Source organism: Colwellia sp. PAMC 20917, from assembly GCF_001767295.1.
Lineage (GTDB): Bacteria > Pseudomonadota > Gammaproteobacteria > Enterobacterales > Alteromonadaceae > Colwellia_A.
In genome coordinates this window covers 3,274,898-3,290,120 of record NZ_CP014944.1, presented here as the reverse complement: position 1 = coordinate 3,290,120, position 15,223 = coordinate 3,274,898, and the positions used below count along the sequence as shown (strand labels likewise).

At 37.4% G+C, this 15,223-nt stretch carries 15 protein-coding genes; 11 read left to right on the top strand and 4 right to left on the bottom strand.

The window, feature by feature from the left end:
* Positions 1-21 precede the first annotated feature (21 nt).
* Positions 22-2,895, bottom strand: coding sequence for a bifunctional [glutamate--ammonia ligase]-adenylyl-L-tyrosine phosphorylase/[glutamate--ammonia-ligase] adenylyltransferase (gene glnE, locus A3Q34_RS14080; protein WP_070375926.1), 2,874 nt, complete (start codon positions 2,893-2,895; stop codon positions 22-24).
* Between the two features lie 184 nt (positions 2,896-3,079).
* Between glnE and A3Q34_RS14075 the strand changes: the two genes are divergently transcribed.
* The 9 genes from A3Q34_RS14075 (at position 3,080) to A3Q34_RS14035 (ending at position 9,966) form a co-directional block, all read left to right on the top strand.
* Positions 3,080-4,045 carry a hypothetical protein gene (locus A3Q34_RS14075; RefSeq protein WP_070375925.1) on the top strand — a complete coding sequence of 322 codons (966 nt, stop codon included), beginning with the start codon at positions 3,080-3,082 and terminating at the stop codon, positions 4,043-4,045.
* A 22-nt stretch (positions 4,046-4,067) separates the two neighbouring features.
* Positions 4,068-4,970 carry a DUF350 domain-containing protein gene (locus A3Q34_RS14070; protein ID WP_070375924.1) on the top strand — a complete coding sequence of 301 codons (903 nt, stop codon included), beginning with the start codon at positions 4,068-4,070 and terminating at the stop codon, positions 4,968-4,970.
* 117 nt (positions 4,971-5,087) lie between these two features.
* Positions 5,088-6,794, top strand: coding sequence for a polyamine aminopropyltransferase (locus A3Q34_RS14065; protein ID WP_070375923.1), 1,707 nt, complete (start codon positions 5,088-5,090; stop codon positions 6,792-6,794).
* 135 nt (positions 6,795-6,929) lie between these two features.
* Complete coding sequence (locus A3Q34_RS14060) at positions 6,930-7,343, top strand: YjfI family protein (RefSeq protein ID WP_070375922.1); 414 nt, start codon at positions 6,930-6,932, stop codon at positions 7,341-7,343.
* A gap of 23 nt (positions 7,344-7,366) precedes the next feature.
* Positions 7,367-8,056, top strand: a complete 690-nt coding sequence (locus A3Q34_RS14055; protein WP_070375921.1) for a PspA/IM30 family protein — start codon at positions 7,367-7,369, stop codon at positions 8,054-8,056.
* A 96-nt stretch (positions 8,057-8,152) separates the two neighbouring features.
* Positions 8,153-8,791 (top strand): hypothetical protein, encoded by a 639-nt coding sequence (locus tag A3Q34_RS14050; protein WP_070375920.1) that lies wholly within the window; start codon positions 8,153-8,155, stop codon positions 8,789-8,791.
* A 3-nt stretch (positions 8,792-8,794) separates the two neighbouring features.
* Positions 8,795-9,124 (top strand): hypothetical protein, encoded by a 330-nt coding sequence (locus tag A3Q34_RS14045; RefSeq protein WP_070375919.1) that lies wholly within the window; start codon positions 8,795-8,797, stop codon positions 9,122-9,124.
* Between the two features lie 32 nt (positions 9,125-9,156).
* Positions 9,157-9,627, top strand: a complete 471-nt coding sequence (locus A3Q34_RS14040) for a potassium channel family protein (protein WP_070377182.1) — start codon at positions 9,157-9,159, stop codon at positions 9,625-9,627.
* A gap of 78 nt (positions 9,628-9,705) precedes the next feature.
* The gene (locus tag A3Q34_RS14035) at positions 9,706-9,966 is read left to right on the top strand and encodes an LPP leucine zipper domain-containing protein (protein ID WP_070375918.1); all 261 of its coding nucleotides are present in this window, start codon (positions 9,706-9,708) and stop codon (positions 9,964-9,966) included.
* A 246-nt stretch (positions 9,967-10,212) separates the two neighbouring features.
* Here the strand turns inward: A3Q34_RS14035 and A3Q34_RS20690 are convergent, their stop codons facing one another.
* Together A3Q34_RS20690 and A3Q34_RS14030 are read right to left on the bottom strand one after the other, a co-directional pair.
* Positions 10,213-10,380 carry a hypothetical protein gene (locus A3Q34_RS20690; RefSeq protein ID WP_197517595.1) on the bottom strand — a complete coding sequence of 56 codons (168 nt, stop codon included), beginning with the start codon at positions 10,378-10,380 and terminating at the stop codon, positions 10,213-10,215.
* 216 nt (positions 10,381-10,596) lie between these two features.
* The gene (locus tag A3Q34_RS14030) at positions 10,597-11,853 is read right to left on the bottom strand and encodes a hypothetical protein (protein ID WP_070375917.1); all 1,257 of its coding nucleotides are present in this window, start codon (positions 11,851-11,853) and stop codon (positions 10,597-10,599) included.
* A 692-nt stretch (positions 11,854-12,545) separates the two neighbouring features.
* Between A3Q34_RS14030 and A3Q34_RS14025 the strand changes: the two genes are divergently transcribed.
* Positions 12,546-13,220, top strand: a complete 675-nt coding sequence (locus A3Q34_RS14025) for an alpha/beta hydrolase (RefSeq protein ID WP_070375916.1) — start codon at positions 12,546-12,548, stop codon at positions 13,218-13,220.
* A gap of 310 nt (positions 13,221-13,530) precedes the next feature.
* Here the strand turns inward: A3Q34_RS14025 and A3Q34_RS14020 are convergent, their stop codons facing one another.
* Entirely contained in the window at positions 13,531-14,739 is a 1,209-nt protein-coding gene (locus tag A3Q34_RS14020) for a lytic murein transglycosylase (RefSeq protein ID WP_070375915.1), read from the bottom strand.
* Between the two features lie 152 nt (positions 14,740-14,891).
* On the opposite strand from A3Q34_RS14020, the gene A3Q34_RS14015 reads away from it, so the two are divergent.
* Complete coding sequence (locus A3Q34_RS14015) at positions 14,892-15,218, top strand: DUF6172 family protein (RefSeq protein WP_070375914.1); 327 nt, start codon at positions 14,892-14,894, stop codon at positions 15,216-15,218.
* Positions 15,219-15,223: the final 5 nt, after the last annotated feature.

Sequence of the window (15,223 nt, the reverse complement as noted above, 5' to 3'; positions counted from 1 at the left end):
CTTTGTAGTTATCAGACATATCTATAAAGATTCTTCATACAATGACAGGCAAATAGCAGCAACGTTTTCAGCTATTGCCTCAAAGTCGACCTTAGTCAATAATTGCTGCTCATTTTTTAAGGTCGCGTGGTGACCGAAATCACGTAATGTGCAATAACTAGTCGTTAGCTGCTTTTGTTGCTCTGAGCTTATTACTCCGCAGCGTTGTAGCCCTTTAAGTAAATGCACGTTATCGGAATATTTGCAAAGCTCTGGGTGCTTTGCACTTTCGCTAAGCACAAGAAATTGGACTAAAAATTCGATATCAACTAACCCACCTTCGCCTTGCTTGATGTCAGTGTCAGCCGATGTTGATTTATCTAAATGCGCACGCATTTTTGCACGCATTTTTAAGACATCAGCACTGACAGTTGCTCGTTCACGGACGCAGGTCAGTATTTCTTGCCTAATGGCTGAAAACTTATTCGCTAATTCAAGGTTACCAAATACAGTACGAGCTCTGACTAACGCTTGATGTTCCCATGTCCATGCTTCTTCTCGCTGATACTGTGCGAAAGTATCAACATGAACGACCAACAAACCAGAGTTACCGGAAGGACGCAGCCGCATATCTAATTCATATAAAATACCACTGGCCATACGTGTATTAAAAATGTGCATGATGCGCTGTGCTAGTTTCATATAAAATTGCGAAGCGGGGAGCTGCTTTAAACCGTTAGTAACTTCATTACTTTGACTATTATGAACAAAAACCAAATCTAAATCAGAACTATAACTTAATTCTATACCGCCCATTTTTCCATAGCCAATAGCAGAAAAGCCTTTATGGTTTTCACCAACTGTCGACTCTGGCACGCCAAAGCGCTGAGCCATTTGTTGCCAAGCTAAATGAATAACTTCTTCAATAATGGCTTCAGCAAGAGCGGTTAAATGATCGCTAACCTTAGTTACGGGTAAGATCCCACAAATATCACCAGTCGCAATTCGCAAGTGTTGGGCTTGCTTAAATTGCCTTAGCATGTCCATTTGTGCCTCTTGATCATCCTCAGGTATCCGCAACATTGCTTGTCTTAAGTCAGCAGAATAACTACTCAGTTCTGGTGGATTGTGTAACAATTTAGGATCGATTAATTCATCTAATAATATCGGATACTTGGCAATATGCTCTGCGATCCAACTACTTTGATGGCACAGTTTAATGAGGTGCTTCAGTGCACCTTCATTTTCAAATAATAATTCAATATAGGCGGTACGCGTTGATATCTTATTAAAAATAATTAAGACTCGCTCTAGCGTAAAGTGACCACTATGCTCTTGCTGTATGTGCCACATTAAAACGGGTACTAATTTATCAAGTACCCCGCGCCCACGATTACCGATACTGCGCTTTTCCATCTCAGCTCTAAATTCAGCGAGCAAACTCCATATTTTTTTAGCATCAACGAAGAAGCTGACCTGTTCGATCCAAGCAACACTCTCCTCATCTGACCATTTACTGTCCCACAATGCCGTCCAATGCTGATCTTTCGCTTGATGATTTGGACTCTCTTCGCCAATGAGTGCACAAAACTCCTGATGAACGCTGTTCATTTTCAACGCTAAAAAATCAAGAAAGTCTGGCCATGTTTGACATTGTTTATGATGAAGTGCCCATAATAAACGCATTTGATCCAAGGTATTATCTGGCAAGGTCTGAGTTTGTTGATCATTTAACGCTTGAATAATATTTTCTACTCGCCGTAAAAAACAATAAGCATCGGTCAGCACGGCTTCATTCTCAGCGGTAATAACTTCTTTCTCGACCAAAATAGGTAACACCGTTAATAAGCGGCGGTGTTGCAATTCTTTTATCCGCCCGCCACGAATAAGCTGAAACACTTGCACTATAAATTCAACTTCTCTAATACCGCCTGCACCCAGTTTTATGTTGTTATTTAATTGTTTACGACGCACTTCTTGGGCGATCATCATTTTCATACGGCGTAAGCTATCGATAACACTAAAATCAATATAGCGACGATAAACAAAAGGTCTGAGTATGGTTGAAAGTTGGTCATGATATTTGCCCTGACCAATAAGACGCGCTTTGAGCATCGCATAGCGCTCCCAGTCACGCCCTTGCTCTTGATAATAATCTTCCATGGCATTAAAGGTTAAAACAAGCGGACCACTTTCACCAAAAGGACGTAAACGCATATCAACGCGATAAACAAAACCATCGGCCGTTTTTTGATGTAAGGCAGTAATTAATTTTTGTGCCAAACGAATAAAAAATTGCTGATTATCAAGACTACGCCTAGCACCTTGTGTTTCTCCCATTTCTGGGTAGGTAAAAATAAGATCGATATCAGAAGAAAAATTTAATTCACGTCCACCTAGCTTGCCCATCCCATAAACTAACAGTTGTTGAACCTCACCATTTTTGCTGTTGGGTATGCCCCATTTTTCTTGGCAGAGTAATGTTAACCAGTTTAATGCGGCTAAAATAAGCTGGTCAGCGAGTTCGGATAAACGCTCTAACGACAAGGTTAATTCAAGATCAAACAACAAGTCAGCAACGGCAATATTAACCATCTCTTGTAAACGAAACTGCCGTAAGATTTTATGTAATTGCTCTTCACTTTCACAAGGGGCAATCAGCTCAGTAAGCATTTGCTGATAATTGGGACAGTCAGTTTGGTAAACACGTTCACTTGAAAATAAAGACACCACAATGTCAGGGCACTGCAATGCACTGTTTAATATAAAGTCACTTGCCATTAATGCTTGATGAAAATCAGCGAGTTGTTGCTTGGACAAATTAGCGGTTGCTTCGGGGTATTGATGATTAAACAATTGCGTGCTTTTTTGCTGTTGCAGGGAGAGTATATTTGGTAGCTGAGTTGATTTATTCATTTAATGACCCATTTGTTAACTATGCAAAAGATAAGAAGAAGAATTTCAAATGAAATCACGAATTAATAGACATATTATGTCTATGATGCTATTAATAACGTGTTATATATATTACACATATAGATAGCAAATTCGTACTCAAATAACCTGAGTATATGTTAATAATAGCATTTTTGAGGACACTATGGCAGGAATGCAACACATCAAATACGCTTTTTTAAGCTTGATTATTTTCTTAGTCGGTTGCTCTGATCCCTTCGAAGAAAAAATTAAACAACAAACGCCAATCACTGAGCTTCGTATTCAACAATTAGCTGACGCCTTAACGGATGGTCAGGTACGTAATGCCAGTTTAATTCATCAATATGCTGAAAAACTTCAACAGCAAAAACCTCATCTTACGCAATTAATTAACGAATTTAACAAAGATGCGACGACAAAAGGTCCAATGTATTTGTCGCTACTTGACCGTTTAGCAACCATTAAAAATCAACCAAGTATGTTTGCCAGTAAAGAAGATATCTTCAATGAACTGGTTAACATTTATCTTGCCGCTGACCCAGTACTTTACTCTGACGCATTAAGCGATCCACTCAATGTGCTTGCTGACATGTCTGATGGGGTTTTGCCGCGCGTTAACTCGTTATCAAAAGCACAAAGTAAACAAGCCAATAATGCTCAGGACTTTGGTACCGGAGAACAGTTAATTGGCAATCCAAGTTATGGTAGTTGGACGCAAGGAAGCAATGGTATGTCTTTTTGGGCATGGTATGGCATGTATTCAATGATGGGTGATGTATTTGGTTCTCGCCGCACTTCATATAATGATTGGGGTCGTTCAAGAAACTACAGTTATTATAATGATTACGGCCGAACTCGCTATAGTTCACCAAGCCAATTAAAAAAACAAAATGATTTAGATACCCGTACAAAAAAATCATTTCAAAGCCGCGGTCAAAAATATAACAGTACTTACAGTAAAAGTCGGACGGGGTCATCTAGCCTTTCTAAACAAAGTAGTACGGCACAAACCAGTGCAAAGCGATTTAGTACCAATAGTTCATACGCAAAGAAGTCTAGCTACTCAAAAAGCTCCAGCTTTAGAAACAGCAAAAGCACCACATCTCGCAGCTTTAGACGCGGCAAATAACGAGTAGGATATAGGAATTAACATGAATACATTTTTTGAAATTACTGCCCTAAATCAAGATTTATTAATTTACTTAGTTATTGATATTTCTATTGCGATTGTTTTATTAGGTGCAATGCGTTTTATTTCAGGTTTATCGGCTAAAGTTAACTCTACGCAAGAGTTAGCACAAAAAGATAACTTTGCTTTTGGCATCAGTGTCGCAGGGAGTGTTGCCGCCTTAGGTATTGTTCTTACAGGTGCAATCAGTGGTGAAAATGCGCCAAGCTACTGGATGGAATTTGTTGGCATGTTCGCTTATGGCACATTAGGCTTGATACTGATAAAAATTGGACGTGTTATCCATGATAAATTATCACTGCAACACATCAATAAAACACAAGAAATTCTCAATGAAAATTTAACCATAGGTATTGTTGATGCTGCAGGTGCCATTGCGACGGCTATCATCATTCGCGCGGTTTTACTTTGGGTTCATGGTTTAGACCTTGATACTTTTATTGCCATCATTGCTGGCTTTATTATCTCTCAAGCTATTTTATTATTAGTTACTCGCTTAAAAGAGCGCCAATACGCAAAAAATAATCAAGGCGATTGCTTACAAGAAGCATTTACACGTGGACAAACCGCAATTGCTATACGTTATGCTGGCCAATTAATTAGTACTGCTTTAGCTGTTACCGCTGCGAGTCATTTTCTTACCTACTCACCTGAAACTTTATTTTACAATTTAATCTCTTGGTTTGTATTTGCTGTTGTGATGACTCTCTTAGTCGCAATATTAACAGCCATTGCCAAACGTATTGTACTGTGGGGAATTAACTTAGTTGAAGAAGTTGATCAACAACAAAATATAGGCGTTGCTTGTGTAGAAATGGCAACGAGTATTTCAATTGCTCTCATTTTAACCGCATTGATGGCATAGCCTTCCCCTCTTTTACCAAAAAAGCTTTAAGGGCATAAGCTCTTAAAGCTTTTTTATCTTCAGGAAGAACAGTATTAGCCATTGACCTTATTTGATGGTGCTAGGTACTTTATAACTATGAATAAAAAACAATTATTTTGGAACGATACTCTGCTTATTTTAACCATGGCCGTTTTAGCCGGTTGTGGTTTAATCTATGAATACCTTTTATCCCATTATGCTGGTCGTGTCTTAGGCGCGATGGAAAGTACTATTTATGCCATGATAGGCTTGATGATTGTCGCCATGGGGCTAGGTGCTTTTGCCGCACGAAAGATCACCTGTGCATTCAAAGGTTTTGTTTGGTTAGAGCTTACCATAGCGTTTTTAGGTTGCAGCTCAATTTTAATTATTGGTGGCTTAATAGCACTCACTCAAACGTTCCCGCAGGTATTAGCAGACACCTTTAATTTGCCACCCGACTCTATGCCCCAGGGTGGCTTTTTAAAACAACTATCGCAGCTTGCTTTTAATAGTCCCTATTTTTTTGGTTTCATCTTAGGTTTTTTCATTGGTATGGAAATTCCCCTTATCGCACGTATTAGAGAATCAATTCACCAAAAACATTTGAAAAATAACCTAGGCACTATTTATGGTGCCGATTATGTTGGAGCGGGCATTGGTGCTGCAATTTGGGTAATTTTTTTATTATCTATTGATATCAGTAAAGCCAGTGCGTTAACGGCTGCCTTAAACCTCATTGTCGGTGGTATTTTTATCTTTCATTTTTGGGATAAACTCACCTGGCGAAAAACCTTAGTTTCACTTCATATTTTATTATTGATCGCCATTGGCGTTATTTATCAGTCAGGTAATAGCTGGTTAAATCAAATGAGTAACTTGCTCTACTTAGATAAAGTTGTTTATACCGATAAAACCCGCTATCAACAACTAAACTTTACCCAACGACATATGGGAGCAGAGCAGCCAAGTGTGATTAATTTTTATCTTAATGGCCGTTTACAATTTTCGTCTGCTGATGAGTTTATTTATCACAGTTATTTAGTCAGTCCTGTTATGGCTGGTTCTGCTAGACATGACAATATATTAATCATTGGCGGTGGTGATGGATTAGCATTGCGTGATGTCTTGCAGTGGTCACCCAAAAAAGTCACCTTAATTGATTTAGACGCCGAATTAATGCAAATATTTTTGGATCCTACCGAAAAGTTATCACCATCGTTGGCGGCTCAACTTAATCAGCTAACGCAGAAAAGCTTACAAGACCCGAGGGTAAAGATTATTAATGAAGATGCCTTTTTAGCGATTGATACCTTGTTAAAACAACAACAAACCTTTGATAGCATCATTGTTGACCTACCTGATCCTAGCCACCCTGATTTAAATAAACTTTATTCTGTTAATTTTTATGCGCGCTTACATCAGTTACTCGCGGGTGATGGCTTAATTGGCATACAATCGGCAAGTCCATATCATGCAAAAGATGCTTTTATTGCGATTGGAAAAACAGTAAAAGCGGCTAAATTCGCTCACGTCCAGCAATATCACGATAATGTGCCAAGCTTTGGCGAATGGGGTTGGACGATAGCGTCAAAACGGGGTGCTAGCCCCCTTAACCGTTTACAGTCCTTAGAAAAATTACCGATTGAACATCATTGGCTAACACTACCTATGGTGATTAATTCATTCGAGTTTTCGAAAAGCTTTTACAAGAACCAAGCAGATGTTCCTATTAACTATTTAGGTAGCCATAATATTTATCAATTACACCAAAAAGCATGGCGCGATCAACAAGGTTTGAACAATGCTTATTTACAAGAATGACAAATAAATAACAAATAATGCAAATCGGCTCTTGACATATTATGTCAAAGTGCTAAATTTACCTCGACGACATAATATGTCTGAGAGATATTTACTTTTAGATTTATTAACGAAAAATACAGACTAAGGAATCACATGAACATTCATAAAATTGCTGATCACTTAAATAGCTTAGCGGACAATTCTGAAACCGGGATGGTTTTTGATTGTCAGCCTATTTCAGGCGAAGTGGACGTTTTACAAATTACTGTTATCGACCGTGAAGAATTACCAATTTTTGTTTCTGTAACCGATGATCAAATACTATGTATCACCTACTTATGGGGCGTCGAAGAAGTAAAACCTGAATACCTGCAAGACATGCACGTAAGCATGTTAGAAATGAATATTCCGATGCCTTTATCATCATTTTCAAAAATTGGTGATAAATACGTAATTTTTGGTGCCCTATCTATTAATTCGTCTTTTCATGATATTGAACACGAATTAGGCGTTTTAAGTAATAACGCGATGGAAATTATAGATGATATGGGCGAGTACCTAATTTAATTAACCACCCTAAGGAAAAAACTATGAGTATTTTTAAAAAGATAATGACCGCAATTCGAGGTGGCGCTTCAGAAGTTGGAGAATCAATTGTTGATTCAAACGCTACCCGTATTTTTGAACAAGAGATTCGTGATTCAGAAAATCACCTAACTAAAGCTAAACGTGACCTTACTGGTGTTATGGCTCAACAAATGTCATCAAGCCGTGAAGTTGACCGTTTAAAGCGCGAAGTAGTTGAACATGAAGGCTATGCAGTACAAGCCCTTGAAAAAGGTGATGAAACCTTAGCATTAGCTGTTGCTGAAAAAATTTCTCACTTGGAAAATGATCTAGCATCTCAACAACAAGCACTTGATAGTTTTTCAGGTAGTGCTAATCGTTTAAAAGAACTAGTGAAGAAAAGTGAGCGCCAAGTAGGTGAATATAAACGTCAACTTTCTATGGTTAAAACAACAGAAAGTGTTCAAAAAGCAACATCGGCGATCACAGATAACTTTTCATCAAGTAATTCTAAGCTGTTAAATGCTAAAGATTCTTTAGAACGCATTAAAGCTAAACAGCAGAAGTTTGATGATCAAATGAAAGCTGCAGAAGTGTTAGAGTCTGAAAACTCAGATAATTCATTAGCTGCTCAACTTAAGCAAGCCGGTATTGGTGGCACAGATAATAGTGCGAATTCAGTATTAGACCGTTTAAAAGCTAAACAAAAGTAACACACATGCTCGTTAGCCATTATTGGCTAACGAATACCGTTTTAACCGCCTAGCTGTTTTCCTCCCAACAACTAGGCGGATTTTTGGGATCTGAATATGAGTTTTCTAAAGCGACTATTTAAAAAGAAAGAAGACGAACGCCAAGTTAACTCAGCTGAAGAGTTAAAGATTAAAGATATTATTGTGCTGACCGATAGTTTCGCCTTACCTGAGTCCTTACGTAAACAACAGTTTCAAGTATCAGCCATTAACTGCTACGAGTTTGAAAATAACACACAAACTGAATGGGTTTTACAAGGTGCGAACAACCTTGAACTTTACTTAACCATCGAAAGTGATGATAAAACTTACCTTAAATTTGCCCTTAAAATTCAACACCAAGATATCGAATCATTATTCGATTTAGATGAGTTTGCCACCGTATTTGATGAACCTGGCGAAGCCTTTCTAGAGAGAAAGTCAGATTCGTTATTAACATCAGGCTGGAGCAGTTCACAATACCAGCAACAAGTTTTTGCAAAAGTAGGTTATTTTCACCGCAGAGATAATCGTAGTGAAAGTTTAAGCGCCTATGAAGGAAATGAAGCAGGCGAGCAATTTGAACTTTACAGCTTACTTGATGAAGAGCAATCGCGCGGTATTGATATTGAAGTATGGCAAGATGGTGATACCGACTTATTTATTACGTTATACCGCCCAACTTCTGATATTATCGATATTTTCCCGGGGAGCTAATTTGTGAGCAGAAAATTACCTGAAAAATGGCAATCTTCAATTCAAGCAGTCAAAGCGGTGCAAGTTGCTTTTGATATGGATGAAAAAATTCAATTAGCTATTCGTACTCAAGCATTACATGCCGGTCTCAGTCCATCAGATCAAATTCGTGATATTCTAGGCCTACCAACGAATAAAAGACCTAAACGACCTCGTTTAACCGTAAGTTTAGGACAAGATGATTACCAAATTTTAGCCTTAAAATACGGCCTTTCTCCTGAACAACAACTTGAAATAAAGCGTAAATTAATGGATGATTTAATTCTACATGTTACGCAAACCAATAATAGTTAACTGCAAAAAATGAAATTATAAACATTATGATGATGCGCCATAGACTTAAACATTACACTATCGATGAATTTGGTATTAAAAATTATAAATCTCGATATATATTAATCTTAACAATATTGACACTCTATTTGATTATGGCTGGTGCAGCGAAACTGTTACTGCATTTCGAATTACCCGCACCTACGGCCAATATAAAAACATATAATGATGCTTTCTGGGCGCTACAAGTTAGCTCTAGTACCATAGGTTACGGTGATTACTATCCTGTAACTACAGGTGGAAGGGTCGTTGTTATGTGTATGTTCTATATTGGTGTTGGATTAATGAGTTTTATTGGCGCGCAGTTTATTAATCGTTTTTTTGGATTTTCTAACACAGACGTTAAAAATAGAGAGTTGCGCCGACAAAATAAAGAAATACTTGACCATAATAAGCAACTCGAAGTGAAAATTGATTTATTAGCCAATAAAATTGAAGAAGTTATTCAAAAATCAACCAAGTAAATATTAATAAATAATGTGTAATAAATTTATTATATTATGCCATACTTGTCTTTTAAATATAATAAAAGGGAAAACACTATGTTAATTAAAACTCTTGCTCTAGCAGCACTTATCATGACAGCAACGGGCTGTGCTAACACTGAAGCTTTAGAAGCAAGTGTAAGTAGCCTAAACCAAAAGGTTGATACACTAACTAATAAAGTTAATGCCTTAACGGATGAAGTTGCCGATGTAAAAAGTCAGCAAACAATGAATACAGAAACAATAGAAGGTGTTAAAACATCTGTTGCTAATGCTAATGAACGCATGGATAACATTGCTTCTAGCTACAAAAAATAACAGTTAGACCATAGCTCTATTAAATAAAACACGAGATTGATTATATCAGCCTCGTGTTTTTTTATGCCTGTTATTTAGTATCAACAAACTATGGCTATTGGAATGTAAGGATACAAAAATGCCTAGAAAGACAGGATGTCTGAGAAAGACCATCCTGACATAAAAAGCCAATTACTTTTCAATAACTGGCTTTCAATTTTTGCTGATTAATATCAACATATAGCGGTACTTAGCTAGCTACTTTTTTTACCAAAAAGCTTGGGCAAGTTCAACTAATTTCAAAGCTAAATGGGGATCTATCCCTGGTTCTTTAATCAAGAAACAGTATAAAGGGGGCTTATTGAGTTTTTCTGGCATATGGGCAATGAAACGTGTTTTACCACAACCTGTTGGCCCTTTAATTAATAGAGTCATTGATGGTGATAAGCATATTCAAATAAGGAAACTTCATTCTTTTGTTCTTAATAATATAAAGAATCGTCAGTTTTGTTGAAGGTGAAGATTAACCATGTTGATAAAAACTCAAAGGCGTAATTTAACTTAATGTTAAAATACGCCCTAAATGAGTTAGCTGCAAATTTGAATGGACCTAAGTTGACTCCAAGCAATTGAGCATAAAATAGCGATTAATTAGCCAAAAATTGCGCGCATTAAACCGATAGCTTGTTCAACACTTTTACCATTTTTAACCTGAATAATAATTGAGTCACGTTTGCCCTGTAAGTACGCAGGAAGATCTTCTGAGGTAAGCGCTTTGTCCACTAATATTTCAGCTGACTCTTTACTACGTTTCTTAGGCGTCGCCTTTGACTTCGACTTCGCTTTATTAAGCATTTTTTCACGTAACTTAATGTAGTTTGAATTTGGTGCTAAGTCAGCATCAGCAAATAAAAACAAATCAATTAATACCGCACGATTTTTCCAAAGAATAAGTTCACGATTTTCTTTGTTGCCAGTAGCTTCATCTTGACCGCTTTCTTCGCCGTCATTTGCATCACTGTTTGCTTCAACTATCTCTGGTTGTGCTTGATGCCACCATGCGAAAGTACGCATAGTACCAATCATGTCATGCCAGTAAGATGAAAAATCTGTATTTTTTAGTTTAGCAATCGATAAGCCTTGACAAAGGATATCAATTTTATTGTTATTTAATGCAATAAATTGATCCGGCCTGCGCATCGCTAACAGACGGGTAGCTACCGCTAAGGGTGCTTTTTCGCCTTGGGCTTTTGTTTGGGTATATTCTTTAAAAATTTGTTGAAAGTCATTAACAAAGCTTTGGTAGTTTGCATGACTTACTTCTCCTGTTAAAGGAATGTGCGCTAATGCCGCATCAAACTTTTCAGGTGACTGCTCAAGCAAGGTATGAAAAACTTTTGCACCTTTAGTGCCAGCAAACCATTCAACATCAAAATTATAAATGCTGTAGTCATGCTGAGTTGTGTGCTTACCAGAAAAAGCTAAACGGTCTTCAACAATTAAGTCTGCTAAAGGTTGTTGACGAATTTCGTCAAGATAATTTAATAAACGTAAGCGTTCATCTAAAGCATGAATCGTGCTTTGTTGTTCAATAAAACTGGCAAATATAGGCCAAGGAGCAATTCTAGCCATTTTAAACTGACTAAGCGTAAAGCCAGCTTCAAGAATATCTTGTAGCTTCTTAAGCGGTAAAAGTTGCTCATCTTCTAAAAGATCCTTATTAAGTTCTTCACGACATAGTCGGGCCAACTCGCCACACCAGCCCAGAAAATCATCTGGACGATGTGTCACTTTAACCGCCATTAAATTTAGGCTCAATGGCGTGATATATTTAAGGGCATTTTGATAAACCTGATTTTCAGCATCAGACAAGGGCATATTAACCGGTGAAGATAACAACTTTCTCATGAAACTATATAAACTCCGTATAAGGAATTATCACTAATAATACGGTTAAGCATAGATTAGAAATAATATAAAAAAAGCGTGAAAAATCCACGTTTTTATTAGGTATTGCAATTAAGTGTATCGATTATAGCAAATGAGGAGTGTTTTGTAGATTTAATCTGCGAAATAAAAATGCTTAGCTAACTTCAACATTTAAGAAGTGGTATTATCGCTTCGACACCTAGCGTATCTTTTCTGCTAATTAACGTTAAAGAATCATCATGATTAAACAATATCTGCTTGCTCAATGTTAGCCCGATAGCCCTTTCCCTCTCGCTTAAAAGTGTGAAAGGCACAAATAAATTATCTTTATTTACTATTCCTGTAACTGAATGACAAATATGAAGATGAAAGTACTTATCATCTGTTTGGCAAAATACTTCAATAACCTTATCAGTGCTGTTGTTAACTGCTTTTCCACACGAGAGAAACTTCGCTGCTAGCGTTCATCAGGAAAAATATATTTGTTTTGGCCATAGTGCTGTTTTAACAGAATTGATGAAACTAATAACCTTGTCATGAGCGACTTAATCAAATATTTTTAAGATAATAATGAACAATAATTAAAACCTTATTTCAGTAACCACTACAGGAAATAGTCAGAGGCTGTTATTATATCAGGCAATTAAATATCCTTAATATAAGTAAACTACATGCCAATAAAATCTTTAGCACGCGTCACTATAGATCCTAGTTCTCCAGCAACTTCATGTGTTATTTGGCTGCATGGGCTTGGAGATTCGGGTGATGGATTCGCTCCCATTGTTCCGGTATTAAATTTACCCAAAACTCACGGTATTCGTTTTATTTTTCCGCATGCTCCTGAGCAAGCGGTAACAATTAACCAAGGCTATGTGATGCGTTCTTGGTACGATATCAAAAGTATGGACTTGCATAACCGAGCTGATATGGCTGGCGTACTTGAATCGGAACAAGCCATTCACGCGCTTATTCAACAGCAAATAGATTCAGGTATTGCTGCCAATAAAATAGTACTAGCAGGTTTTAGTCAGGGTGGCGTTATTAGCTTATTTACCGGTCTTAGGTACCCAAAAGCCTTAGCGGGTATTATGGCTTTATCATGTTACCTACCAACCGCAGATAAGTTGCCCGACAGCTGTCACATAGCCAATAAGCAAACGCCTATTTTGCAAAACCATGGCGAACAAGATGATGTGGTGCCAATGAGCTCGGGTAAAATGGCCAATCAACTATTGATTGATGCTGGATATAATACAAAATGGCAATCTTATCGTATGCCACACAGTGTATTACCAGAACAACTTAGCGATATTTCAGCTTGGTTAGTGAAGACCTTATTAAAGTAATCAAGCTTATTAATTTATAAATTAACTCGATAAAAATAAAGCCGGCATATTGTCGGTTTTATTCATTTAGGTCAGGTAGGCCATAACGCGTTAGTTATTAACGAACAATTCATTTAACCGACAAAGTAAAAATTACGTTCAAGACATTACTGAGCATAGACAGACTCAGTAATCTTAACCTACTTAACACTGCCCTTTTCTTCGGCGCCATCTTCTCAATTGGCGCATATAAGCGTTTTTATAAGACTTAACCAGAAAGTACTCATTCAATTATATAACCATTAATATCTTATCTAAGCGGTAAAAAGAGTTATCCTTGAATACCTGCTTTTAGTAATACCGCACTATTGGGGAAACCGTCGGCGATTAAATCATGTTGTAACTGATATAAACGAATAGCTTTTCGACTTTTTGGTCCCCAAATACCATCAGGTTTTCCAACATCAAAACCTAACGTATTAAGCTTTTCCTGAAGCGCTTGTAGTTCAGCAGGCTTGTATAATACGTCCTTGTCTTGAGCACTGACCTTTAAGCCGCTAGCGCCTTGAATACGGTTAGCTAACAAGCCTACAGAAAGCGCATAATTCTCAGATAAATTCCATTTCATAATAACATTAAAATTAGGATAGACTAAAAATGCAGGTCCACCAGCGCCAGCAGGTAAGACTAACTCAGCATCAATTTTATAATCAGATAAAGCAGTACCATTAGCACGTGTTACGCCTAAAGCTTTAAAGGTTGCTAAAGGATAGAACTGATCAAACTCGACTTGTTGAAAAGCAAAGTTTTTTGGCAGCTGTACTTGTCGACCCCAACGCTCTTTTTCTAACCAGCCAATGCTATTTAAATAATTAGCGGCACTCGTTAACGCATCAGCTTCACTTTGCCAAACATCTACTTTACCGTCATCATCGCCGTCTAATGCATACTTTCTCAATGCTGAGGGCATAAACTGCATATGTCCCATGGCTCCTGCCCAAGAACCAGCGAGTTGCTTGGTGGTGACCGTTTTATTATCGATCAAATGAAACAGGTCAAATAGTTCAGCGGTAAAGTATTCACTACGTCGCTCATCACAAGCCAATGTGGCCAAAGAGTTTAACACCGACATTTTCCCTTTGTTTCTACCAAAGTTAGTTTCTAAGCCCCAAAAAGACACTAAGTACTGTGCAGGAATGCCATATTTTTTAGACAATTTATCAAACAGCTCTTTATGCTCAGCTAATTTCTTTCTACCGGTTTGGATGTGATAATTAGTTAAGCGTAATTTTAAATAATCAGCAAAGCTTTGACTAAATTCAGGTTGGCGTTGATCGAGCTCAATCACGCGTTTTATCGGCGCAAGCGCTGGAATAATATCATTAACAATATAGCCTGAATAACCAGCAGATTCCGCCTTGACCTGCAAATTATTGATACATTCAGTAAAATTGTTATCACCCGTAGCATTCACGACTAAGGGCAATGTTGTTAACGAAGCAAAAACTAACTGGGAGAAACGTTTAATAACGGATGACATAACAGAAAAACCTTATAAAAAATTGAATAAAACATCGAAAAATATAACCAAGTTCACTTTAGCAAATACTAACTGTCGCACCCAAGGAAAAATTAACGTAAAATGCAAATCATATGTAACAAATTCTCTTAACAATATCATTTAGGAACGTCATGAAAAAAACATTCAACATCACTCACCCAAAAATTAAAGTTGCTCGCTTATTTGAAGGTGTAAAACATGATGTGAAAAAATACATAAAAAGAGAAAGAAACAAAAAGCTGCCTGCTGGCGTTGATTTTTGGGATTTTGACTCTAAATATGGTATCACCGAAGCAGACGCAGAAGTTGTACACTTATCTGCACTTAATAAGCATATCGACGAAGCTGAAAAGCTTGGCTTAACTTCATTCTATGTAGAGATCGTCGTAAAAGAAGGTTTCCGTTCGGTAAAACCGCTTGGTGAAGACGAAGACTTCGACGAACTTGACGAAGAATAACTTCA